Here is a 24,274-nt window from a genome sequence, read left to right on the forward strand (position 1 = left end):
CGATCAGAGGAACGGACGGATCGCGGGTCCGATCGCTGCGATCACATCTCGGGCCAGTACACTGTGCTCTGTCGAGGTAACCGCCTGTTGTCCGGCAAGTCCGTGAAGGTAAACGCCCATGGGAACCGCCGCCTTTTCCGGGATACCCCGGGCGAGGAGGGCACCCAGAATGCCGGTAAGGATATCGCCGGAGCCCGCCTTGGCCAGCGCCGGACCGCCCGTGGTATTCAGTACCTGAGTACCGTCGGGAAAGGCGATCAGGGTATAGGTCCCTTTCAGGACCACGGTCACCCCCCAGGCTTGAGCCCATTCCCGGGCGATTCGGCGACGGGAGGACTCCACCTCCTTCACCCCCTGTCCCGACAGACGAGCCATCTCTCCCGGATGAGGGGTGAGCACGGTCGGTTGCCTCCTCTCCCTCAACAGTGAAGGATCCTTGGACAAAATGTTGAGGGCGTCGGCATCCAGCACCAGCGGAACTGGAGCCTGTTGCAGCAACCGACGCAACCACTCCTCCTCCCCGTCGAAGCGGCCCAGGCCGGGGCCGGCGGCAACCGCCTTCAACCGGCGAACCCGTTTTTCCCAGTCCTGCGGGAAGCCGGCAGAAAAATGACCTTGCCCGTCGTCCGGCCAACCCCAGACCAAAGCTTCCGTCACTTGAGCGGCCAAGGCTTGCTCCTGTCCTTCCGGAACAGCGACAGTAGCCAGACCCGCTCCTGTCCGCAGAGCGGCTGTACCTGCCATCACCGCCGCTCCCAGCATCCCTCGAGAACCTCCGACCACCAGCAGATGCCCGAAGTCTCCCTTGTGGGACCAGCGGGAACGGGGCTTCAAATACGCCTGCCACAGAGACGGTTCGTTGATCCGAGAGGAGGGAGGGGACAGGTGCACCGCCTGTTGCGGGATCCCGATATCCTCCACTCGAACATTTCCGCATCGCTCCGCCGCCGGCCGCAGATAGTGGCACCATTTGGGGTGGGCAAATGTAATCGTCTTATCAGCCACAACTGCCTCAGACGCAACCGCCCCCGTATCCGTGTCCACTCCGCTCGGTACATCGACGGCGACGACAAATCCCCGCGCTTGTTGATTAACCATCCGGATCAGTGTCCGTACCGGCTCCCGCAGTTCACCGCGGATCCCTGTTCCTAACAGGGCATCCACCACGACATCGGAGTGTTCCAGATGACGGGCCAATGCCTGTTTCTGGGACGAATCGTAAAATTCCCCCGTGACACCGGCATGGATACAAGCCTCATAAAACGTCCGCGTTTCCTGAGACATTTTTTCCACCGAACCGGCGATCCACAGGGAAACGTCCCAACCGGCGGAAGCGAGGCGGCGGGCGATGACAAATCCATCTCCTCCATTGTTCCCGGACCCGGACAGTACAACCGCTGTCGCTGAACGCCTCCACCGATCCAACAGGCGGCGGGCGACAGCATGACCCGCGTTTTCCATCAGAACCATACCCGGAATGCCGATCTCTTCGATGGCATACCGGTCCAGATCGCGCATTTCCTGTGCAGTGTACAGATACAAGGATGTCCCTCCCAACCGCGTTATAACTATATGTCCCACCGGTGGCGGATATGCAGACAAGACTGACAGGCTAGGCTTTTCCAATCAGCACTGTTCGATGACGACAAAAGCGGCGGCCATGGTGTCGGTATGGGTGATGGACAAGTGAACCGCCACATCCCCTTTCCACCCCAGGGTATGACTGCTTTTCTCCGATAACCGAGCGAAGGGTTGGCCCCGGTCATCCGTCAACACCCGGATATCCCGGAAGCCCATCACCCCGCCGATACCGGTCCCCGCCGCTTTAGCCACGGCCTCTTTCGCGGTGAAACGTCCGGCGATCCATTCCAGACGACGGGTTTCAACTCCTCCCCATTCCTTCTCCGCTTCTGACAAGATCCGGTCCGCCAACCGTTCTACACCGAAGCGCTTGACTCGCGACAACTCAATCAGATCTGTTCCAATCCCGAGTATCAAGCCACTCTCCCCCGTTCGCGATTATTTCACATCCCACCGGAAAGTCCAGGCCGCCACAGTAAAGGAAACGATCAGCCATGCCCCGAGTACCGACGCCGGTACCCAAAGCTGAACTAGACTGGCTCCCTCGTTCATCACCCCTCGCAGAGAATCCGTCAAATAACCGATGGGAATCGCCTTCACCAAAGGCTGTAACAGACCGGGCAGGTCCCGGACCGGGAAGAAGATCCCGCCGACAAAGATCATGGGAAAGGAGATCAGACCGGCAATCGGAGCGGCACTCTCCGGTGTTTTGGCCAGACTTGCGATGATAAAGCCCATAGACATAAACGTAAGGGTTCCCAGCAAAATAAAGAAAAGCAACAACCACCAGGACCCGTAAACGTGCACATCATAAACAAAATAGGCCACCAACAGGACCGCCAGGGCTTGCAACCCGTTCAGCATCACCCGGGCGGTGATCTGTCCGGCGATAAAGGTGGAACTGGACAGCGGTGTGCCCTGCATCCGCCGGAGGATTCCCCGTTCCCGCCACGATGCGATGGTAGCGGCCACGGCATTGAGGTTGTTGGTCATAATCATCAGGGATAAAATCCCCGGAACTAAAAAGTCGATATATCCCAGCGGCCGGCTCTGCACATTGACCTCCTGCACGGTAACCGGCGGCTGATAATCCAAGCGCTCTTTATTGATACGGTCAATCACCTGCCGCACCACCGTGGAGCCCACTTCGGACACGGTTGGATCGGTTTGATCCAAATAGAGGGCGACCCGATTCGGGCTTCCTTTTTCACCGGAGGAAGCCAATCGTTCCCCCAACCCTTTTTTCAACTGAACCAACAGGTCCGCATCTCCCGATTTCACCTGTTTCAAACCTGAATCCCGATCTGCGGCGGACACCTTCAACCCCTCGGCTTCGCGAAACGTTTTCACCAGTTCCCGGGAGACCGCACTCTGATCCTCGTCGGCTACAACGACATGAAGGGAAAACTGCGTTCCTCCGCTGTCCCCCATCAGGGTTCCCAGGGCCAGCATCATGAAGATCGGGAGAAATAACGACCAGATCACCGTATTCTTGTTACGGGCGAACAGCAACAACTGTGCCCACGTCAATCGCCAATACGCCTTCATCCCTCTGTCAACCTCTTTCCTGTACGCTTCAAAAAGACATCCTCCAAAGTGGCCGTCCGGGTACGCAATCCGGACAGAGCCACCCCCTGCTCATCCGCCCGGGAAATCAGACCTCGCAGCGTTGCCTGCAAATCGTCCGTCAGGAGAACGACAGCGGTGCCGTCCTCACTCCACTTCATTTCCTTCACCCCGTCCAGGTCCCGAAAACCAACCGTCGAATCCTTCTCCGGCAGGAATTCGACCACACTGTCTGTGGCCAATTGCCGAATCAGCCCCGCCGGTGAATCCAAAGCGATCACCTTACCGGCGTCCATAATCGCCACCCGGTCGCACAACTGCTCCGCTTCCTCCATATAATGGGTAGATAGAAAAACGGTTCGCCCTTCATCCCGAAGACGCAGTACAATTTCCCACAGACTTCTCCTCGCCTTGGGATCCAGCCCGGTCGTGGGCTCATCCAAAAAAATCACCCGGGGATCGTGGACCACCGCGATCGCGATGGCCAAGCGTTGCCTTTGTCCACCGGAGAGATGTTTGACCAACGTCTTTGCCTTGCCCTCCAGATCAAAGGAACGGAGCAATTCCTTCACCGGCCGCATCCTTCGATAGAAACTGCCATATAAAAGAATAATTTCCTCCACCGTCAGATGATCGAACAAAGCGGTGGACTGGAGCTGGACACCGATCGTTTCCTTTACCGCCGACCGCTGTCGGCTCCCGTCCAACCCATCGATCGTCACTCGGCCCTCATCGGGCTCCCGAAGTCCTTCAATCATCTCCATCGTTGTCGTCTTACCCGCCCCATTGGGCCCCAGCAAGCCGAAAACCTCTCCCTCTTCCACCTCAAAGGAAACCCGATCCACCACTTTCACACCGTCATAAACCTTTACCAGATGTTGTACCCGTATCATATAAAGTCTTCCCTTTCATGGCAGCCCTTTGGCGGCTGTCTGATCCATCCATAACTTGGTCTCCGGGCCGCTTAAGAATCCTCCTGCTGCGGGCAGGGGCAAACGCTTCCCTCTTCTCGAATCGAACATTCAATCACAACGCTTCGAGCGGCCCACTCCGGACTATCATCATTACCAGCTTTTCCACCGATCATGGTTCAGTATATCACTAGGAAAACGCGGTCTCCACCAATCGGACGGGATCGGGTATCGGGCGAGGGCGGCTGAACGTATTCCGCATAGAAAAGGCACTCCATCATGAGTGCCATTCCTTTTTAAAGAGAACGGTAAACCATGCGAAGTGCCATATTTCCCGGTCTTTGTCTTTGCTGCAAGAATACCTTCCAGTCCCTTCGATCTGCGGACGTGGATATCGAGAAGTTTCATCAGCTTACACTTCACATCCGCGTAACATTTGAATCGATCATTTTAGGACACAAAACAAAGTCACTCTTCGAATATAAATATAGAGAAGCAAAAGATTTTTTGCCAAAAAAAGAGGATGGCCAAAAGGGTCCATTCCGTTTCGGCCATCCTCTTTTTCACTCCAGCAGCTCCCGGTACGGCTGAAGATCGATCTGTTGGCGCCGGAGGGTTTCCACTAACCACTTGTGGTCCCGTTTCGGAGTCGCCAGGATGTAACCGCGGATAATCAAGTCTTCCCTCATCCGGTCGGCTTTCTCCTTTACCGCCAATTCACCGATCTTTCCGGCGATGGTCCGTTTTGCCGCATCCCGGAACAGCTGGGGTACCGGCTGCACCAACTCTTCCAACAGCGCTTTCTGCTCCTCCGTCCACAGGTGGCGGGTTTTTGCGATGTAATAATCCTGCCAGTCCAAGTCGGATTTTCCGTCCTCCTTGGGCATCCCTTTTAAAAACTTCCGAAACATGAAGTAACCTCCCGTGGCAAAAAACCAGATCATAAACAAAAACCACGGGATCATCACCCATATGATCCAATCCGGCATCATCCTCACCTCGCACTCCTCAGCGGCGAAGCTCCCTCCGGGAAACTCCATCCTTCCGGCCTTTTTCCCATTGTATCACGAGTCGGGCCCGCCGCCTAATGCCCATCCGAAGCATGGGTATGTAAAGTGCGTTGGTGACCATCTATTGGTGACCGAAGCGGAAGATGCCGATCCATTCCCTGTTCACCAATTCGTCCATAAATATTGAACCGTTCTATTTTCCAAAAGAGACCATTATGATATATATTGTATTTTAGGGGGAGAGGAATTCATGAATGTGAAAAGATGGAAAAGTTACGGCCGTTTGTTCTATAAGGCCATGATGACGAAAAAGTGGTGGCTGTTAGTAACCTCCACCGTCATCTTGTTTACCGTCGGGGGTTGTGCGGCGGTCATGATGACCAATGCCGTTTACGACCTGGACAGCCTGAAAGACATGCGGTTCGCCACCTCCATCTACGACCATAGAGAGAAAGTCGTTGCCACGATGGGGGACAAAAACAGAGACTATGTCGACTTGGATCAGATCCGAACGAAAAAACTGATGGAAACTTTTGTCGGTGTCGAAGACGAACGGTTTTATAAACACAACGGTGCCGATCTAAAGGGACTTGGACGGGCACTTGCCGTCGACCTCCTTACCATGTCCCCCGCTGAAGGCGGAAGCACCATCACCATGCAAGTCGCCCGAAACATTGTCCTGAATGAAAACGAAAAAACGTTCATGCGGAAAGTAAGCGAGATCGCCATCGCCTACAACCTGGAACGCCACTATACAAAAAAAGAAATCCTGGAATCCTATCTCAACTATATTTATCTCGGGAACGATGTCCGCGGGATTCAGATGGCCTCCAAGATTTATTTCGATAAAGACCTGACCAAAGACAAACTGGAACCCCATGAAATCGCTCTTTTGGCCGGCCTCCCAAAAGCACCGGAGGGTTACAATCCCTACCGAAATCCGGACAAAGCCAAGCATCGCCGCAACGTCGTCCTGAACAAAATGGCTGAACTGAATATGATCACAGAAAAAGAAAGCGAAAAATATAAAGAGAAGGATTTAGGGGTCAATAAGAAATACCTGCAGAAACACACACAGGACGATCATTATCAGGCTTATAAGGATTACATTCTCAAGGAAGCCGCCGAACGTTACCATTTGGACGGTCAACAGCTGGCCAACGGAGACTATAAAATTTACACCGGCATGAACCGCAAAGCCCAGCGCTCCCTGGAACAAACGCTTAAAAAGGATTCCTTCTACCACAACCACGACAAGCTGGACGGCGGAGCAACGATGATCGATCCAAAGACGGGGCAGATTGCGGCGATCGGCGGGGGACGAAAATACATCCGCGGATATGAAAACCGGGCATTGTCCAAAATACAACCCGGTTCCTCGATCAAACCAGTAACGGTATACGCTCCGGCAGTGGAAGAACGGGGGTACAATGAAAACACCCCCGTTTCCGACGCCCCCTTCTCCGTCAACGGATGGTCGCCGAAAAATTACGACCACATCAATCATGGTACGGTCCCGCTGAAGACCGTAGCCGGCAAATCGATCAACGTAGCGACTGTCCGTCTCCTCCATGAAGTGGTCGGTGTGAAAACCGGCTTCCAATACGGGCAGAAAGCGGGGTTGAACCTGACTGCCAAAGACAAATCCCTGGCACCGTTGGCTCTGGGAGGACTGACTAAAGGCGTCAACACCGTCCAGATGGCTCAGGCCTACACCGGATTCGTCAACAAAGGGAAAGTGACGGAGGCTCACGCCATTACAAAGATCGTCGATGTGGACGGGAATGTAGTAAAACCTGACAAATCAATCAAAAAAAACAAGAAACTGTACAGCCCGGAGACAGCTTCCACTATGACTAAAATCCTGAAACATGTCGTCGTTCAGGGGACCGGCAAAAACGCCCAGCTGGCCGACGGCCGGGATGTGGCCGGAAAAACAGGAACCACCCAAAATAGTCGTGAAGCCTGGTTCGTCGGCTTTACACCGGAGTACGTCATGGCGACGATGGTATTCAACCAAAACGGCAGCCAAGTGGATTTGAGCGGGGGAGAATATCCGGCCCGGATCTTCAAGCAAGTGATGTCCGATACCCTGAAGGACACGAAAGTCAGCCGTTTTCAATATACGAGCTCTTCCGGTCCGCAAAACCGTGGCGGAAAAACCCCCAAAGATACACCCGATTCTTCTCCCCAACAGCCGCAGGAAGAAAAACAGAAACCGGAACGGGAAAAACCCGATAAGCCGGAGCAAAAGCCCGGCGGGGAAAAACCCGATCAACCCGGCGAACCAAAACAACCGGGTCCCCCGGAAGAACCGGAACAACCGGATCCCGGACCTCCAGAGGAACCCGAAGAGCCGGAGCAACCGGAACAGCCGGAGCAACCGGAACAACCGGAACAGCCGGGGAATCCCGAACAGCCTGAAAATCCCGATCAACCGGAACAATGAACCGGTCGAAACCAAGTCGAGAACACAGATCATTCCAGCTTTACGTATGCCCGGAAAGAAAAATCACCCCCGCACCTGTACGTGTGCAAGGGGTGATTTTTCACATTCATGAGAGGGGCTGATCCGGATCCTTCTCTTCTTCCGGCGCTCTTTCCAGTTTGTCGACGATCTCCTCCCGCTGTCGATCGGCTGTTCTGCCGGAGATGGTATGGTTCGCCTGAGTACTAACGAATCAGCCCCTGGTCCAGGAGATACTCCCGAGCGACCTCGGCAGGGTCTTCATCCCGGTAATCGACTCGATAATTCATCTTGCGCATTTCGTCTTCGGTAATTTTGCCGGCCAGCCGGTTCAGGACTTCCTCCAGTTTCGGATGGTTTTCCAGCGTTTCCTTTCGAATCAACGGGGCGCCCTGATAAGGAGGGAAAAGGTTTTTGTCATCCTCCAGTTCCACCAGCCGGTATTGGATCATATACCCGTCGGTGGAATAGGCGTCGATCACATCCACCTGTCCGCTCTGGAGAGCTTTGGCCCGCAATCCGGCATCCATCGTCCGAATTCGGGAAAGGTCAAGGTCGTATTTCTTCTGAATACCCCGATATCCATCCTCCCGGTCCTTAAATTCAAAGGTAAACCCTGCCTTTAACTGGTCTTCATAAGGCTTCAGATCGGAGATCGTTTTCAGGCCGTAACGGTCCGCAGTTTCTTCTCTCACGGCTAACACATAGGTGTTGTTATAGACCATCGGCTTTAACAGCTCCATTTGATATTTTTCCTCAAGACCTTTCTTTGCCTGCCGGTAGACTTCTTCCGTATCTGTGTTCGGCAAATCTTCCTTCAACAAAGAGGAGAGAACTGTCCCGGTAAACTCGGGATAGATATCGATATCTCCTTTTTCCAACGCGTTGAACAAAAAATCCGTCCCGCCCAGTCCCGGTTTCAGGGTAACTGAAAGGTCTGTCTCCTCTTCGATCAACAGCTTGTACATATGAATCAGGTTCTCGGGTTCCGCTCCCAATTTCCCTCCGATCACCACATTTTCTTTTTTCCCCTGCATCGCCAGCGGGGCGGCCACCGCCAGAACAGCAACCATCAGAACGGCCAGAATAGGGCGGAAACGGCCCGTCCGGGACCGTTTCTCCGTAAAACGAAGAATTCCATCAAATAGTATGGCTAAAAGGGCGGCGGGAATCGCCCCCAGCAGAATATATCCGTTATCCGCCCGCTGGATTCCCAGCAGGATGAGGTCACCCAGGCCACCGGCTCCGATCAGAGCAGCCAGAGTCGCTGTCCCGACGATTAGTACCATGGCCGTTCGGATCCCCGCCATGATCACCGGCATCGCCAGGGGAAGTTCGACGGTTCGCAAACGGCGAAACGAACTCATTCCCATCCCCGTAGCCGCTTCGATCAAAGCCGGATCCACCTCTTTGATCCCGGTATATGTATTGCGCAGGATCGGCAGCAGAGCGTAAACAGTCAGAGCGATCACCGCCGGTATTTTTCCGATTCCGATTAAAGGGATCATAAAGCCGAGAAGAGCCAGACTGGGAATCGTCTGCATGACCGCCGCCATCCCGATGACCGGTTCAGCGATCCGCCGCCTCCGGGTCAGAAATACACCCAGGGGAAGAGCCACCAGCACCGCCAGCAGAAGGGAAATCAGAGAAAGTTGGAGATGTTCCCAAGTCGTCTCCATCAACACATCCGACCGTTTGTCAACCAAAGACCACCATTCTTGAAACAGACTCATACAGAACCGACCTCTCCTTCCCGGCTGGATTTCTCCAGGTAACTGACAATGCTTCGATAGGAGAGAACGCCCACCAATCGATTCCCTTTAACGACAGGGAGTACCTCTCTGTCCGCTTCTTGAAAGAGCCGAACAGCGTCTCTCAGCTTCGTATCGTTTTCGATGGCAAGGATGTCGGTTTTCAGGGAGTGCCCATTCCACTCCCCTTTCAGATGACCTTGTTGATCCCGGACATACAAAGGAAGGCGGACCGGACCTCTCCCCTCCGCTTCTGCCAGGCGTTCCTCTGTTGTCAGATAAGGATCGGCAGGCTCCATCATCACATCGACAGCAGTCAGCCACGCTGTTTTCCGATCTCCGATGAATTGCCGGACAAAGGAGTTAACCGGACGGGTGATCAGATTCTGAGGGGTGTCGATCTGCACCGCCTCCCCTTGTCTCATCAGACAAACCCGGTCGCCCAAGGCCATCGCCTCATCCATATCATGGGTGACAAAAACCACGGTCTTTCGGATCTCTTGTTGCAAGTTGCGGATATCCTGTTGCAGTTGCTCCCGGGTGATCGGATCCAGAGCACTGAAGGGCTCGTCCATCACAATCATCTCGGGGTCGCCCGCCAGCGCCCGCACCACACCGATCCGTTGTTGCTGTCCCCCGGAGAGCTCCGCCGGCTTTCGTCCCCGGAATACAGAGGGTTCTAATCCCACCATGTCCAATAATTCGTCCACCCGCTTTCGGATCCGTTCCTTGCTCCATCGGCGCATCTCCGGTACGACAGCGATATTCTCGGCGACGGTCAGATGGGGAAACAGAGCGATCTGCTGAAGTACATAACCGATATTCCAACGCAGTTCGTGGATGTTGAACGTATGGACCTCTCGGTCCCGGATTCGGATCTCTCCGGTCGTGGGCTCAATCAGACGATTGATCATCTTGAGCGCCGTCGTCTTTCCACATCCGCTGGGTCCGATCAAGACGAAAAACTCCCCCTCTCGAATCCGGAAATCCAAGGATTTTAAACCCTCCGTTCCATCTTCAAAAGTTTTGGACACCGAAGAAAAAGTGATCATTCCCAATCACGCCCTTTTGTCAACTTTGTCAGCCTAATCCATTCGGAGGAATCACTTGTCCATTCCTGATTCCTGTATCGACGAAACGTCCTTTTTTCAGGATGCCGAAGATGACATCTTTTTGAATTTTTGTCGAGCATCGGGGATGAATCGGCAGGAAGAATCCAAAAACAGATCAAAATCATGTACAATAAGTCAGGAGGGTTTGATCCATGAGACCGGTAGAGCATTTGAAGTGTTGCGCCCCGCCCGGTAACGAAGTCGGGAGGGTGATAGGCCGGCGGAGATCCTTTGCACTCATTTCAGTACCAGTCTCGCCACCCGGTCTCTCTATGCGTTTTTTGCAAGAAATCGGGGACGCCTGCCAGCCCGACCGACCGCCTCGGCAAGGGATCAAACCGATCAAAGTGACTTTGAAGGGGCCCTGTGATCGACATTCAATCCAGAAAGAAATGGGGAAGCATGATGATCGGTTATAAAATTGCTCTTTTTGTTCACATTTTAAGCATTGCCACCTGGTTCGGCGGATTGACCGTAATGGCCGTATGGCTTCGCAAATCGACGGCATTGCACCAGTCCGGAATCTCCATGAGTAAAAGCCTGGAAAACGTTCACAACCTCAACGTTCGAATGATGGTACCGGTGGCTGTCCTGGCCCTGGCGGCGGGAATGTACATGCTGGTCACCGGAACCTGGGGGGCGGATCAACCCTTGTGGTTAACTGTTAAAGAGCGTTTCGGCAGCCTGTTCGTCCTGTTGTATATCATCGGTCTGCCCCTTTATGGCGGCAAACTGTTGAAAAAAGTGCAAAGCGAAAAAGACGAGTCCACCATGGCCTCCACCGTTAAGCGTTATATCGGCTTACTCAACTTCAGTCTCTTGGCAATGCTGGTGATCATTGTGTTCGTCACTTTTCAAATCGTTTAAAGCGGATCCACACCCGGCAACATCAAAATCGCCATCAGAACCGTTTTTCCACCAACCTCGCCGCATGGCGGCACAGGTGCTTGGAAAAACGGTTTTTTTCCTCTTCGGGCTACTTTGATCGATTTGATCCGTTCTCTGTTCACATTTTATATACATCTAAAAGTATGTTAGATTGTATCATGAATATCGCTCTTCCCATACAAGAAGGCTGTACATCATGGACTTATTTTCATTACCCAAGCACATGAATGGCAAGGAGTGTTGAACGACTTGAAGAAACGACGATTGACACAGATTCTGATACTGATGACCGCTTTATTGCTGGTAGCGGTCGGATGTGCCAACCACACGGAAAACGGAAAAAACACAGACGGGGAGAATCAGGCGGACCCCGATCCCAATCCCGCAAAAAAATATGAGATGGCCGTCCTCTACCAACAAAAAAGCGCAGAGGCCCACGCTTTACAAGTACAAGCCTACAATATGGCGAAAAAACGTCTGGATGAATATCTGGAAAACAAAAAGGGCGATCAAAAACCGGCCATTGTCATCGATTTAGACGAAACGGTACTGGATAATACCCCTCACCTGGCTATGGGTGTCAAAGAAGGCTTTGACTACACCGAATGGGGGGAAGAATGGGACACTTGGGTAAAAGCGGCAAGCGCGGACCTTATTCCCGGATCCAAAGAGTTCTTAAATCATGCCGACCAAAAAGGGGTCAAGATTTTTTATGTTTCCAACCGGGTCGTCGAAAATGAGGAAGCGACCATCAAAAATCTGAAAAAATTGGACCTTCCTCAGGCAACCAAAGATAACGTCCGTCTTAAAGGTCCGTCCAAAAAAGAACGGCGCGGCGCCATTAAAAAAGAAAATTATGATATCGCATTGCTGATCGGTGATACCCTTCACGACTTCTCCGACGAATTTTCCGGTGAGTCATCCGAAGACCGAAACGCGGCTGTTGAAAAAATGAAGGACGAATTTGGGGATCGATTTATCATCCTTCCCAACCCCACTTATAACGAGTGGACCCATGCCGAATTGGAAAGTTGGAAGTAAGTGTTGTCCCCAAGATCAAGATCAACCAAAATCCCCCCCTCATCCTTGGAGGGGGGGGATTTTACGATCCGGAACAAATATGAAGGATGGCTTGAAATGAACACGGCTGATTCCAAAATCATACGTGTAATTGACTTCGGGACTGGGCCCGGGAGATGTCCACCAACCAGCGGATAAACCTTTCGGTACTACCCGTGCTTCTGCAGCTCCTGGATCGCTAAAAAATAAGCTCCTTTCGTTGAAGGAACATCTTGTTCCACAAAATCCGCCTGTGGAATCGATTCCTTTACCCATTGAACGAAAGCCTCTCTCACCGGTGAGACGGAAAGAAGAACGCCTCCCTTCAGCCCGATGGCTACTCGGCGCTGAAAATCCAGCTTCCGGTGAAGACGGACGGTCTGTTCGGCCAATTCCCGGCCGGCCCGTTCCAGGAGAGAACGGGAAAAGGGATCACCTCCATCCGCCTCCTCGGCCACGATGGGGACGACCGCAGCGATTTCTGCCTTGGATGATTCATAGATCAAAGTCTTGATATCATGGACCCGGTCAATGTCCAACCTTCGGAGGAGGGCCCGGCTCAAGGGGCCGCGGGTCCGACTCTCTTCCTCCTCCCGAATCATCTGCCTGAAGGCCTCGATTGCGATCCAATAACCGCTTCCCTCGTCCCCCAACAAATGACCCCAGCCACCAGTGAAAGCGACTCTTCCCCGGCAGACACCCCAACTGATCGAACCTGTCCCGGAAATCGTCAGAATGCCGTCCTTTCCTTCCAGAGACGCGGCATGGGCGATCATCGCATCGTTGGCCAGTGAAATCCTCGTACGGAATCGTTCCTTCAACCGCTGTTCCAAATCCGCTCGGTGAGGCGTTCCCTCAATCCCCGCCAAGCCGAGATAGATATAGGCGCAATCCAAACCCTTCAGCGGTTCCCGGCACCGATCGATCGCTTCTTCGATATTTTGGGCCGCCTGCTCGGGATCCACCACCAGATTGCCGAACCCGGAGACCCCCCGGCTCCATTCTTCCCCATCCCCATCAAAGGCGACAGCCTCTGTCTTGGTACCGCCTCCGTCCACTCCGATCACATATTTCACGGATGACACCTACTTTTTCAGAGCGAACCGAAACGGTTCCCAGGGTTCCAAAAGCTGTAACAGAAAACGTTCCTCCTCGATCATGCGCCCCACCACGTTGGTTTTACCTTCATTCTTCATCGCCTTACGGGCGATCTGGAGCTCCCCTTTGTACTGACCGTATGCCTGGTTGTCGATCAAGATATCCCCTGGCCGAATCTCCCGGGTGTCATGAGGGGGAAAGGCTTCATCTTTGTACTTGACACGGCTCTGAGTGGAACGGACGACATAGTCCGATACGTCCCCGCGGTTGAAGTGAGGCTCTTCCAGGATGATTTTCCGCTCCAGGTCTGTCGTCGCCTCCTCCAACTCCACCTGAAAGGTGAGCATCCCGGGATCGATTTCGCTTAATGCCTTCAACTCTTCCTCCGAAGCGTAGGCGTTGGCGATCATCACATCATCGATCAGCCCCGTAGCGAACAAATGTTTTGCCTGTGTCACCGAAGGTAGCTCCCGGTGGATCTCCAAAGTGCACAACCCTTCCGTGACCGGCCAGGGGCCGAAAGTGGCCGCCTGGGAATTGATGAAGGCGGCGGTTCGGAGTCCCTCCTCCTTAAAGGAACGGCTGCATCGGATGAAATGATCGTAGGACAATCCGGTATACCGGTGGGGATAAAAGTTATGACTCCCGATCAACCGATCGCGATTCGGCTTGAAACTGAGGATGTTTTCCATTCCCTTGGGGCCGCCACTCATATTGATTTCAATCTTCAAATCGTAGGGATTATGGGTCATCATCGCCTCTTCATGCCCCGTAAACCCGATATCCAGCCGAATTCCGCAGACACCCAGATCACGGAAAAAGGAGAGATCCTGATAAGAAATCCCCAATTGATCAAACACCCGGGGGGCAACATCCACCAGGACCTGCATATCCAACTCGCGGGCAAACTGAACCGTCTCTCGGAACCGATCCATCACCCGCTCTTTGTTTCCCTCCGCGGAGAGGAGACAGGTAAAAATGCGCCGAAATCCGTAACCATGAGCCTGTCGGATATATGCCCGATCCTGTTCGGCGGAAGAATGCTCCGGATAAATGGAAATACCCAGCTGTTTCATGTCGAAACGCTCCTATCCTTTAAGAAAGAGTCGATGCGCGGCAAGGGTCAGCCCTCTTCCTTCAGTTTTTTGACGATGCGTATCATGTGTTCCACCAACTTCTGTTCACTGGCCGCTGTCATCAGATGGTCCTGGGCATGAATGAGCAACAAGGACTTTTCATATTGCGACCCGTTGATCTCGGATTGAATCAGCCGCGTTTGAGTCTCGTGAGCTTTCCCCAGTTCCTCTTCCGAGTCTTTGATCAGACTGTCCGCTCGATCAAACTGAAAATCCTCCGCCGCTTTCAAAGCATCATAGGCCAATCCCCTAGCGTTTCCTGCATGCGTGATGATCTCGAAAATATCCTGCTCGATATGGGTCGTTTCCATGTGGACCTCCCCCTGCAAGAATGTAAGGAACTATCCGAAAAGCTGAAGATCAAGCTCGGGTCTTTTTAATCTGTTCCAATACTTTAGGAGCTCCGATCGGGGTGTACCCCATCGGCGGGATCAATTCCACCGGGATGTTCAACCGGTCTCCGATTCCCTTCAATGTCTCGTATTGGTGTTTCACCTGAGGAGCAACCAAACCCATATCATGGCCGGGAAGCTCATTTTCAAATTCAGTGGTTCCTACTGCTTTGATTTCCAGATCGAATCCTTCCTTCTCCGCCGCCTCCTTGATCGCCTTTACCACAATGGCGCTGGACATACCGCCCGAACATACCATGAGAACTTTCATCGAGTAACAGCCCCCTTTGATTCCCTTCCGTTTTTAAACCATCAGTTTGTGTAAACGCATACAAAAAAGAGCGCAAATACAGATGACTTCACCATTTCATAATAATACAAAATTATCTAGTTGTCTATACCTTTAGCCATTCGAATCCGTCCGATTTCGATGCATACCCACAACAAATTTGTACCGATCGCCTCGGTATGCGGAATAAACGATTTCCAGCGGGGTCTCATCCTCCAAATAACTGAACCGTTTGATCAATAGCAAAGGGGCCCCTTCAGCGATACCCAATGTCCGGCTTTCCGCTTCCCTCGCCACCGACGACTCCAGTTCCTGTGTCGCATAACCGATCGTCATCCCCAGTTCCTTTTCCACATAACCATAGAGCGAGCCGTAAACATCCTCCTCTGTTAACCCCCGAACGAGATCCTCGGACAGGTACGTGATTTCCAGAGCCATCGGAAGATCGTCGGCGGAACGTACGCGTTTGATCTCGTACATCTCCCCTCCGTCGGGGATTTGCAACTGTTCGGCGATCGGGCCGGAGGCGGATACCGTGCGGAAATCGAGCAATCGAGTCCCCGGCTTCATCCCCCGCCCTTTCATATCCTCTGTAAAACTGGTGAGACCGAACAATTTTTGTTGGATTTTTCGACGAGCGACAAAGGTGCCCCTGCCGATCTGCCGAATGAGATACCCATCACTGACCAAGTTCGTGACCGCCTGACGAACTGTCATCCGACTGATATGATACATTTCGGAGAATTCTCTTTCCGAAGGGATCATATCCCCTTCCCGCCATTCACCTTTATCGATCCGTTCTTTGATCGCTTCCTCGATCTGATAATAAATAGGCATCGGCGAATGCTTGTCTATCATGACATCATCTCACCTCTTTTCATCCGCCATCCAACGCAATCCTCTTAATATTATAAAGGTATAGACAACTAGTAGTCTAGTGTATTATGATGAAAGCGCTACCTTACTCCATAGAGGAGGGAGTCCGTTGGAAAAGTTTTTAACCTGGATTGAACGAACCCTGATGCCGCCGATGGCCCGGTTGTCCGAGCAAAGGCATCTCCGGGCCATCCGCGACGGGATTGTCGCTACTCTACCTTTGGTTATTGTAGGCGCATTTTTCTTAATTATCGCAAACCCTCCAATCCCGTCTCTCGCTGATATGGTAGAACCTTATACGGAGGATATTCTAGTCCCCTTCCGTCTCACGCTGGGATTGATGGCCCTGTATGCCGCTTTCGGGATGGGCCAAAGCCTGGCTCGATCCTATGACTTGGACGGCCTCTCCGGCGGGCTTTTGACCACTGCCGCCTTCCTGATGGTCACGATCCCGGTCCATGTGGAGACCCCGAAGGAGGACCCCCTGGGCTATGTCATCCCGATGGAAAACCTCGGCGGATCCGGGCTGTTCGTCTCTATCCTGGCCATGTTACTCGCCGTCGAAACCCTGCGCCTGATTAAAAAATCCGGCTTTATGATCAAGCTGCCGGAATCCGTTCCCTCTTCTGTGGCCCGTTCCTTTGAGGCGCTGGTTCCCGCATCCGTGATCGTCCTGGTTGTGTGGATTGTACGCGTCTTATTGGATATCGACGTTCACGAAGTGATAGCGGCCATCTTCCAACCGCTGACCGCTTTTGCGGGAAACAATTTTCTCGGAGCGTTGATTCCGGTTATATTCATTATGTTGCTATGGGGGGCCGGCATCCACGGAGTGGCTGTGATCGGAACCGCGTTTTACCCGATCTGGTATGCCCTGTTGGATGAAAACTCCGCCGCCGCCGCGGCGGGAAATCCCCTGCCCAACATCATCGTGGAACCCTTTTTCCAGTGGTTCGTCTGGATCGGCGGTTCAGGGACGACGATCGCCCTCACCTTGTTTATGTGTTTCTCCCGATCCGCCTATTTGAAGCAAGTCGGCCGCTTCTCGATCGTCCCCGGGATCTTCAATATCAACGAACCGGTCATCTTCGGAGCACCGATGGTGATGAATCCCATCCTGTTCATCCCCTTCATGCTGGCTCCGATCCTGTGTACGATTACAACGTATCTGGCTTATACCTTCGACCTGGTCAACCGGATTGCCGTTATGGTCCCCTGGACCCTGCCGGGACCCGTTGGCGCATATATGGCCACCGGCGGTGACTGGCGCGCGATTGTACTCGTCCTGATCAACATCGTTCTCTCCGGACTCGTCTACTGGCCGTTCTATAAAATGTACGAAAAGAAAATGCTCAAGGAAGAGACCGGGGACGGAAAGTCGGAAACACAAACTGCTTAATCGGCGAAATGTTGTATAACATGAGGAGGGTCTTTCTATGGCAGACGGTTTGAAAATGGTAACCATCGGCGGAGGCTCCAGCTATACACCAGAGCTGGTGGAGGGCTTGATCCAACGTTACGACACCCTGCCCGTGCGGGAGTTGTGGCTCGTGGATGTCCCGGAAGGGGAGGAAAAGCTGACCATCGTCGGCAACCTGGCCAAACGCATGGTCAAAAAAGCCGGTCTCCCGATCAAAATCCACCTAACCTTGAACCGCCGGGAAGCCCTTACCGGAGCGGACTTCGTCACGACTCAGTTCCGCGTTGGCCAACTGGCCGCCCGGGAAAAGGACGAAAGCATCCCGCTGAAATACGGAGTGATCGGACAGGAAACCAACGGGCCGGGAGGATTGTTCAAAGGTTTGAGAACGATTCCGGTGATCCTGGACATCTGTCGGGATATGGTGGAACTCTGTCCCGATGCTTGGCTGATCAACTTCACCAATCCCGCCGGAATGGTGACGGAAGCGGTACTCCGCTACAGCTCCATTCAAAAAACAGTCGGCCTGTGCAACGTTCCCATCGGAATGAAGATGAATATCGCCGAAATGCTCAACGTAGATCCGGAACGGGTCCGTCTCGACCTCGCCGGCTTGAACCATATGGTGTTCGGACTCAACGTTTATCTGGACGGAGAAGCGATCACCGACACCGTTCTCCGGCTGATGGGAGAAAAGGGCGATCAATTCTCCATGAAAAACATCGCCGGTCTGGGATGGGAGCCGGAATTCCTGCAAGCCCTCGGCGCCATTCCCTGCCCTTACCACCGCTACTACTACAAGACCCGGGAGATGCTGGAAGAAGAACTGGAAAAATACCGTTCCTCGGGAACTACCCGCGCCCAAGTCGTCCACCGGCTGGAGCAGGAACTGTTCGAGGTGTACCAAGAAGAAAGCCTGGATGTAAAGCCGAAGCAACTGGAAGAGCGGGGCGGAGCCTATTACAGCGAAGCGGCCTGCCGTTTGATCGACTCCATCTACAACGACCGGCGGGACATCCAGACGGTCAATGTACGGAATAACGGAGCCATCTCAGGCATTCCCGCCGATTCCGCGGTGGAGGTCGATTGTGTCATCACCCGGGATGGACCCAAACCGGTTACCGTAGGCGAACTGCCCGTCGCCGTATTCGGACTTGTGCAACAGATTAAATCCTTTGAGCGGACAGCGGCAAAAGCGGCGGTCACCGGGGATTACTCAACAGCCCTCCTGGCCATGACGATCAATCCCCTGGTTGATTCCGACGAGACAGCCAAGAAGATCCTGGATGACATGCTGAAAGCCCACCGGGATCACCTTCCCCCGTTTGCGGATACACAAAAGAAAACCATGGCTTGAACCATGAAAAAGCCCCGGATCTGGAATCCGGGGTTCTTTTGCATTCATTTTTAAATCGTATTTTTAAGCAGGGGTCATGGCATTCGATCTCGCGACCGTTCACATCCCCCGCCGGATCGGATGGCCATTAGCCCTCCTTCCCCTATAAAGGGGACGAACTTGATCATATTCTCCCCAACCAAATTTAAGAGTGGCTACCTTGTTTTCTGTTACCCTCTCAGGTCTCACTATGCTGTCCTGCAGAGATGTAGGGACTGGCCGCTCCGAATCTTCCTGCTGCGGGCAGGGGCAAATACCTGCGGATGCAACATAAAGAGGCTTTTGCGTACACGCCCTTGCAGGCTGATTCTCCGCTGGGCAGGACAGCGTCCTTTACTTCGGGCGCTAGCCCATCAATTCTGTGGTGCCCGTGGGTGCAAAGTCGCTAATTCGGGTAAACGCTCCCCTCCTCTTCTTGAATCGAACGTTAAATCACAACGCTTCTGGGGGTAGAGACCAAGCCAACCCCATCGGTTCATTCAATGTACAGTAAAAAATTATCTACAAATAAGAATCCGTTTAAAGAGGTCCTCTACCTCGACAGCGAGGATAGCAAGGGAGAAGAAGGACCAAGGTGTTAAACGAGATCCTGAAAAACCACTATGACATAAGGATACTTCCGTCTGCCTAGATGACTCTGTGGATCGTTCTTTGTGGCCAAGAAAAAAAGCCCCTTGATTGGGGCCCATTCAATTCCGTCTATAACTCTTTTACTTCCTCTTACTCTTTAAACCGCTCACGATCATAAAAATTCCAACTAGGACCAAAACGATACTGATGGCCAGAGGCCAAATATCCAAATAATCCAGTCCCGAATCGTAACCATCACTAGGCTGAGTTCCCAAAACGGCTCCAGCCACCATACGGAAGCCAAATAACAGGATTCCAGATAGGAAAGCAACGCATCCAACGACAATTTCTTTCACCATACCACCTCAATAAACACAAGATTTAAACCGAATTTATTATCTTTATTTACTATTTTAAATGATTCTACTACAATGAACCATGTAAAAAAATCCCTATAATATATAAATGAACTATGCAGTTGTAATGTCGTAGGATATCAAGGTTCCCTCGACAATTACTATCAAGAAGATATTTTGCAAACATGGCAACCGGATACTCAAGCGTTAGAGATGAATCAGGATCAATCTTACAGTTTTACTGTAGGATACCCTAGCTCTATTTCCATTGGGTTCACCTGGAAAGGTGATGAGAATGTAGAAATGAAAGGCGTCGGGAATAAGGAAGATCAATTCTATTACAACTACTACTATGAAACCAATCCCTTTAATGGCTACAACATCGCATTTTACGATGATAAACCTATTACGGTAGAATATAGTGGTCAGTATAAAAGCCTTGGAACACTCATTGGTCTTTGGACACGCAGTGGATTCCTGGCGGAGTGGAGAGCTTACGATGATAACGTGAAATGGTACTCGGAGTGGAAAACCTTTATTCATGACTATTAATACATCAAAAAACACCGGCTCGCGAATTGAGCCGGTGTTTTTTGTTTCACACCGGGAATTCGGGCGGTTTTGTTGAATGTAGTGTACATTTTCCCGAAATCGTTCAGTGAGGCCCTATGATGGATGCTTTTTTCCACCCCGTTTCGCACCGCTGATCTCTGAAGGTTCCGGTTAACAGACATCCCGGTAAGCCCGTATAATATCCGCGTTTCCGATCACACCGATCGGGGTTTGGTCCCGGCAAACCAATAGGTATGTCACTTCCAGCTGGTTCATCTTTTTTAGCGCTTCGGCCAAAGTCGCCTTTTCTGAGATGCGGTAAATTTTCTCAGGAAGGAGAAAGGAAACGGGGTCCTTGCCTCGGTTTTCCTTTAGTGCTTTCAACACCTTAGCTCGTGCAACCGAGCCGAGGAGTTGCCCCTCCGGATTCCGGACGAGGGAAAGTATGTGAAATTCCTATAACGTTACATAACGTACCTAGTGCGAAGTTACATTCTCCTATGCAAAAACCGCCCTATACCCTCTCCATACCAAGGCATTGGGCGGTTTCACCTGTTTGCAAGAGACATAAATTTCAGAATAGAGGGCCCATCCCCGATGGGATCTATTGGGTAACAATGTTACCCATCCTGAGCAATTTGAGCTAGTGCCCCTTCTGAGAAAGTCGATCGTGTTTTCCAACGAGGGAGGGGGCGGTTTTTCACGGAGCGCCTTCATCTGTCGATACGAAGCGAAGGAGAAAACCAGCTCCGACCGTTCCTGTGGTCCTCCTTCCAGAAAGACAGATCAAAGTTGCCTGAAAGGGCACTAGCTATATGGACACAAAATAGTAGTACTATTACGAAGTAATAGATGAGGAGGGGATATGAATGAAAAGAGTTTTACGAATTGCTCTTGTATTCACTCTGGTATTTGGTGGTATGTTTACGGGCTTAGGGGCGAACAAGGTTTCAGCAGCCAGCGATTTTATTTGGCCCTGCGAATCTTGCTCTGAAAGTGATATCACCCAATATTATGGTGGAAACCACTACGGGATCGACATTGCCAGAGGTGGCACCGTTGCGATTAAAGCTTCCGCTGCCGGCACCGTGACCCGATCCTATCGCTCTTCTTCGTATGGCGAAGTTGTATTTGTTGAACATACGATCAACGGCACTTCTTATGAAACGGTCTACGCACACATGAGAACCGACAGTCGGACCGTTTCAGTAGGGGATACGGTTTCACAGGGCCAACGACTGGGCTATATGGGCAGTACGGGAGATTCCACCGGTCAACATCTCCATTTTGAACTTCACCAACCGTCTTGGAATATCAACAAGTCTTATAGTGTTGATCCTCTTGACTATCTAGGTGACAACGGTGGCAGTGGGCATTGGTTTAATACCCATGATGGAGCATGGGACGGAACCGTCACTACCACCAGCTCAAACTCCAATGTAGATATCACCTTGAATTCAGGTGAATTCACCGCGAGTCAGGCAAAGGAAATGAAAGTACGACTTTGCTCGCAAAGTACTGGGAATTGTACACAGTACCAGTATTTCGGCGGGTCTGTACAGAGTAAAAACAGCTACAATACCTATTTCACGAATATGAAACCTGCAACCTATAACCTTGATATTTGGGCTCCGAGTGAAAGGTCCGGTCATGTAAAAATTAACGCCTATTAATAACAACCACTTGTAAGGGCAAACAACTGTCTATTAGAGGTCAACCGATTTTGGAATCACCCTAGAAACAATGAAACCCCCCCTTTTTACAACAATGTGATTCCATGAGGAACCCCGTCTATGTGGGCGGGGTTCTTCGTTTCGTTTTTCGTCGAAACCCGATCAGCGAAGCACGCGCAAGCCGTTCAGGATCACCAATAACGTGCTCCCTTCGTGTCCGACAACCCCGACCGGAAGAGTCATACGACCGGTGATATTGGCGATGATCAACAGGCCGATTACCGCGAGAGCAAAGGCCAGGTTTTGCTGGATCACCCCTTGAGTACGTCGGCCCAGGGCGACAGCATCAGCCGCTTTGCTCAGGTCATCGTTCATCAGGACTACGCGGGCCGTCTCCAGCGCCGTATCACTGCCGGCCGCCCCCATCGCGATCCCGACGGAAGCCGCCGCGAGGGCCGGGGCATCATTCACCCCGTCTCCCACCATGGCGATGGGGCCACAGGCGACCTCCAGCTCCTTGACGGCCTTCACTTTTTCCTCCGGCAGCAACTCAGCCCGAACTTCATCGATTCCCGCTTGCTCCGCCACCGCCTCGACAGTCGTCCGCCGGTCCCCGGTCAACATCACCACCCGAACCCCCCACCGCTTCAAACGAGAGACGACTTTCTTCGCTTCCGGCCGCACGCGGTCCTGTAACGCGAGCAGTCCCACCGCCCCCCGGGAATTGGAAATGAGTACGACGGTTTTCCCTTCACCTGCCAGCCGCTCTTCCTCTCTCCGCCCGTATGCGTCCCTTCCCTTCCGCCAACAAGGTCGCCCGATGCGCCAACATTCCCCCTCCCAAACCGCCTTCACTCCAAAGCCGGTTTGGGATCGGAAGGTGTTCGGACGGGACAAGGGAATTCGCTGTCCACGGGCTTCCCGGACAATCGCTCGAGCGACGGGATGTTCCGATAGGGATTCAATCGAGGCCGCCGCCCGCAACAGTTCGTTTTCTGTATAATCTCCCAGAGTGATCCGGTCCGTCACTTTCATCTCTCCAGAAGTCAGGGTTCCCGTTTTATCGAAAGCAATCGCTCGAATCCCGGCCAAGGCCTGAACCTCAGCGCCTCCCTTAAACAACAAGCCGTCCCGGGCTCCCTTGGACATCGCCGACAAAACCGCCGGCATGATTGAGGCCACGACGGCGCAGGGAGAGGCAACCACCAAAAAAACCATTCCCCGGTACAGACTTTCATTCCAAGAGACCCCCGCCAATAAAGGCGGCAATAGGATCCATAAGACTGCGGTACCGATGACCGATCCCGTGTAGACTTCTTCAAACCGCTCCATTTTTCGTTGGGAAGGGGGTTTTTCGGTTTGCGCCTCCTCCACCAAGCGCAAAATGCCGGCAAAAGTGCTGTCCCGATTGAGCCGGGATACCTTGATTGTCAGAAAGCCCTGCCCATTCAGGGTCCCCGCAAAAACCCGATTCCTTTTCCCCTTTTCCGCAGGAACTGATTCTCCGGTAATCGCCGCTTGATCCACTTCCGACTTCCCTTGTTGCACGACCCCGTCTGCAGGGATTCGCTCTCCGGGCTTCACCAGCACCCGATCTCCCACCCGCAAGTCGGCGATCGGCACCCTCTGCTCCCTGTCCCCTTCCACTCGCCGGGCCCACGCCGGCTCCATCGCCATCAAGGCGGACAAATCCCGCTGGCTCCGCCATTCCGCCATTCTTTCCAGGGCACCGCTCAGCGAAAAAATAAAAATCAGAAGGGCCCCTTCCATCCAGTAACCGATGCCGACCGCCCCCATCCCCGCCACTACCATCAGCAAATTGACATCCAGTCTCCGATCGCGAACCAGGGCCAAGACCCCTTCCCGGGCTTTTGCAAAACCGCCGACCGTATAAGCGAGAAGATACAGGATCCATTCCTTTCCGCCGAATCCCCCATCTCCCAGCCAAGCGGCCAAAATCAGACCCCCGCTGAAAAGAGTGGCGATTCCTTCGCCATAACGTGGCCACACCTCTGTCCGCCAGCGGCTTGCTGACAAAGCCCCTTTCCGCTTATTTCGAGCCACAGCCGCTGTTTCTTCCGGCTTGATCGATTCGCCCACGACAGATACCACCTTTCCGATCATCCGCCTTTTCCATGAAAATAAAATTCATTGTTATCCGCCTCTGAAAC

Annotated in this window: 21 protein-coding genes; 7 read left to right on the top strand and 14 right to left on the bottom strand. The window is 52.7% G+C overall.

The features are described from left to right. Nucleotides 1–3: 3 nt before the first annotated feature. The 5 genes from CHM34_RS14615 to CHM34_RS14635 all read right to left on the bottom strand — a co-directional run bounded on the left by CHM34_RS14615 (nt 4) and on the right by CHM34_RS14635 (nt 5,050). Entirely contained in the window at nt 4–1,542 is a 1,539-nt protein-coding gene (locus CHM34_RS14615; protein ID WP_094265347.1) for an NAD(P)H-hydrate dehydratase, read from the bottom strand. Between the two features lie 84 nt (nt 1,543–1,626). Then, nucleotides 1,627–1,998 (bottom strand): holo-ACP synthase, encoded by a 372-nt coding sequence (acpS, locus tag CHM34_RS14620; RefSeq protein WP_094265348.1) that lies wholly within the window; start codon nt 1,996–1,998, stop codon nt 1,627–1,629. Between the two features lie 21 nt (nt 1,999–2,019). After that, nucleotides 2,020–3,129, bottom strand: coding sequence for an ABC transporter permease (locus CHM34_RS14625; RefSeq protein WP_094265349.1), 1,110 nt, complete (start codon nt 3,127–3,129; stop codon nt 2,020–2,022). After that, nucleotides 3,126–4,040, bottom strand: coding sequence for an ABC transporter ATP-binding protein (locus CHM34_RS14630; RefSeq protein WP_094265350.1), 915 nt, complete (start codon nt 4,038–4,040; stop codon nt 3,126–3,128). The genes CHM34_RS14625 and CHM34_RS14630 overlap by 4 nt, the downstream gene beginning before the upstream one ends. 581 nt (nt 4,041–4,621) lie before the next feature. Next, nucleotides 4,622–5,050 carry a DUF2621 family protein gene (locus CHM34_RS14635; protein WP_094265414.1) on the bottom strand — a complete coding sequence of 143 codons (429 nt, stop codon included), beginning with the start codon at nt 5,048–5,050 and terminating at the stop codon, nt 4,622–4,624. Nucleotides 5,051–5,318: 268 nt separating this feature from the next. Between CHM34_RS14635 and CHM34_RS14640 the strand changes: the two genes are divergently transcribed. Continuing rightward, nucleotides 5,319–7,517, top strand: a complete 2,199-nt coding sequence (locus CHM34_RS14640) for a transglycosylase domain-containing protein (protein WP_094265351.1) — start codon at nt 5,319–5,321, stop codon at nt 7,515–7,517. 224 nt (nt 7,518–7,741) lie between these two features. Here the strand turns inward: CHM34_RS14640 and CHM34_RS14645 are convergent, their stop codons facing one another. Together CHM34_RS14645 and CHM34_RS14650 are read right to left on the bottom strand one after the other, a co-directional pair. Further along, complete coding sequence (locus CHM34_RS14645) at nt 7,742–9,268, bottom strand: ABC transporter permease/substrate-binding protein (protein WP_094265352.1); 1,527 nt, start codon at nt 9,266–9,268, stop codon at nt 7,742–7,744. After that, nucleotides 9,265–10,338, bottom strand: coding sequence for an ABC transporter ATP-binding protein (locus CHM34_RS14650; RefSeq protein WP_094265415.1), 1,074 nt, complete (start codon nt 10,336–10,338; stop codon nt 9,265–9,267). Before CHM34_RS14650 ends, CHM34_RS14645 begins: the two co-directional genes overlap by 4 nt. Nucleotides 10,339–10,803: 465 nt before the next feature. Between CHM34_RS14650 and CHM34_RS14660 the strand changes: the two genes are divergently transcribed. Further along, complete coding sequence (locus CHM34_RS14660) at nt 10,804–11,265, top strand: hypothetical protein (protein WP_169713759.1); 462 nt, start codon at nt 10,804–10,806, stop codon at nt 11,263–11,265. Nucleotides 11,266–11,535: 270 nt separating this feature from the next. Next, nucleotides 11,536–12,327 carry a 5'-nucleotidase, lipoprotein e(P4) family gene (locus CHM34_RS14665; protein ID WP_094265355.1) on the top strand — a complete coding sequence of 264 codons (792 nt, stop codon included), beginning with the start codon at nt 11,536–11,538 and terminating at the stop codon, nt 12,325–12,327. Between the two features lie 188 nt (nt 12,328–12,515). Here the strand turns inward: CHM34_RS14665 and CHM34_RS14670 are convergent, their stop codons facing one another. The 5 genes from CHM34_RS14670 to CHM34_RS14690 all read right to left on the bottom strand — a co-directional run bounded on the left by CHM34_RS14670 (nt 12,516) and on the right by CHM34_RS14690 (nt 16,118). Beyond that, nucleotides 12,516–13,421 carry a BadF/BadG/BcrA/BcrD ATPase family protein gene (locus CHM34_RS14670; protein WP_169713760.1) on the bottom strand — a complete coding sequence of 302 codons (906 nt, stop codon included), beginning with the start codon at nt 13,419–13,421 and terminating at the stop codon, nt 12,516–12,518. 9 nt (nt 13,422–13,430) lie between these two features. After that, nucleotides 13,431–14,519 (bottom strand): DUF871 domain-containing protein, encoded by a 1,089-nt coding sequence (locus tag CHM34_RS14675; RefSeq protein WP_094265357.1) that lies wholly within the window; start codon nt 14,517–14,519, stop codon nt 13,431–13,433. 47 nt (nt 14,520–14,566) lie between these two features. Then, nucleotides 14,567–14,890 carry a PTS lactose/cellobiose transporter subunit IIA gene (locus CHM34_RS14680; protein ID WP_094265358.1) on the bottom strand — a complete coding sequence of 108 codons (324 nt, stop codon included), beginning with the start codon at nt 14,888–14,890 and terminating at the stop codon, nt 14,567–14,569. Nucleotides 14,891–14,939: 49 nt separating this feature from the next. Continuing rightward, nucleotides 14,940–15,242: a PTS sugar transporter subunit IIB gene (locus CHM34_RS14685; protein WP_094265359.1), complete on the bottom strand. Its 303-nt coding sequence runs from the start codon at nt 15,240–15,242 to the stop codon at nt 14,940–14,942. Nucleotides 15,243–15,374: 132 nt separating this feature from the next. Further along, the gene (locus CHM34_RS14690) at nt 15,375–16,118 is read right to left on the bottom strand and encodes a GntR family transcriptional regulator (protein WP_094265360.1); all 744 of its coding nucleotides are present in this window, start codon (nt 16,116–16,118) and stop codon (nt 15,375–15,377) included. 127 nt (nt 16,119–16,245) lie between these two features. Here CHM34_RS14690 and CHM34_RS14695 point away from each other — a divergent pair, with 127 nt between their 5' ends. The 3 genes from CHM34_RS14695 (at nt 16,246) to CHM34_RS14710 (ending at nt 20,430) form a co-directional block, all read left to right on the top strand. After that, complete coding sequence (locus tag CHM34_RS14695) at nt 16,246–17,535, top strand: PTS sugar transporter subunit IIC (protein WP_094265361.1); 1,290 nt, start codon at nt 16,246–16,248, stop codon at nt 17,533–17,535. Nucleotides 17,536–17,572: 37 nt separating this feature from the next. Beyond that, the gene (locus CHM34_RS14700) at nt 17,573–18,913 is read left to right on the top strand and encodes a 6-phospho-beta-glucosidase (RefSeq protein WP_094265362.1); all 1,341 of its coding nucleotides are present in this window, start codon (nt 17,573–17,575) and stop codon (nt 18,911–18,913) included. A 1,142-nt stretch (nt 18,914–20,055) separates the two neighbouring features. Further along, nucleotides 20,056–20,430: a hypothetical protein gene (locus tag CHM34_RS14710; RefSeq protein ID WP_094265364.1), complete on the top strand. Its 375-nt coding sequence runs from the start codon at nt 20,056–20,058 to the stop codon at nt 20,428–20,430. Between the two features lie 171 nt (nt 20,431–20,601). On the opposite strand, the gene CHM34_RS14715 is transcribed toward CHM34_RS14710, so the two are convergent. Next, nucleotides 20,602–20,814 (bottom strand): CBS domain-containing protein, encoded by a 213-nt coding sequence (locus CHM34_RS14715; RefSeq protein WP_169713761.1) that lies wholly within the window; start codon nt 20,812–20,814, stop codon nt 20,602–20,604. Nucleotides 20,815–21,299: 485 nt separating this feature from the next. Between CHM34_RS14715 and CHM34_RS14720 the strand changes: the two genes are divergently transcribed. Beyond that, on the top strand, nt 21,300–22,103 hold the full coding sequence (locus CHM34_RS14720; RefSeq protein WP_094265366.1) for a M23 family metallopeptidase: 804 nt from the start codon (nt 21,300–21,302) through the stop codon (nt 22,101–22,103). Between the two features lie 162 nt (nt 22,104–22,265). Here the strand turns inward: CHM34_RS14720 and CHM34_RS14725 are convergent, their stop codons facing one another. Continuing rightward, on the bottom strand, nt 22,266–24,203 hold the full coding sequence (locus CHM34_RS14725; protein ID WP_240512042.1) for a heavy metal translocating P-type ATPase: 1,938 nt from the start codon (nt 24,201–24,203) through the stop codon (nt 22,266–22,268). Nucleotides 24,204–24,274: the final 71 nt, after the last annotated feature.

Source organism: Paludifilum halophilum, from assembly GCF_002245355.1.
GTDB lineage: Bacteria > Bacillota > Bacilli > Thermoactinomycetales > DSM-45169 > Paludifilum > Paludifilum halophilum.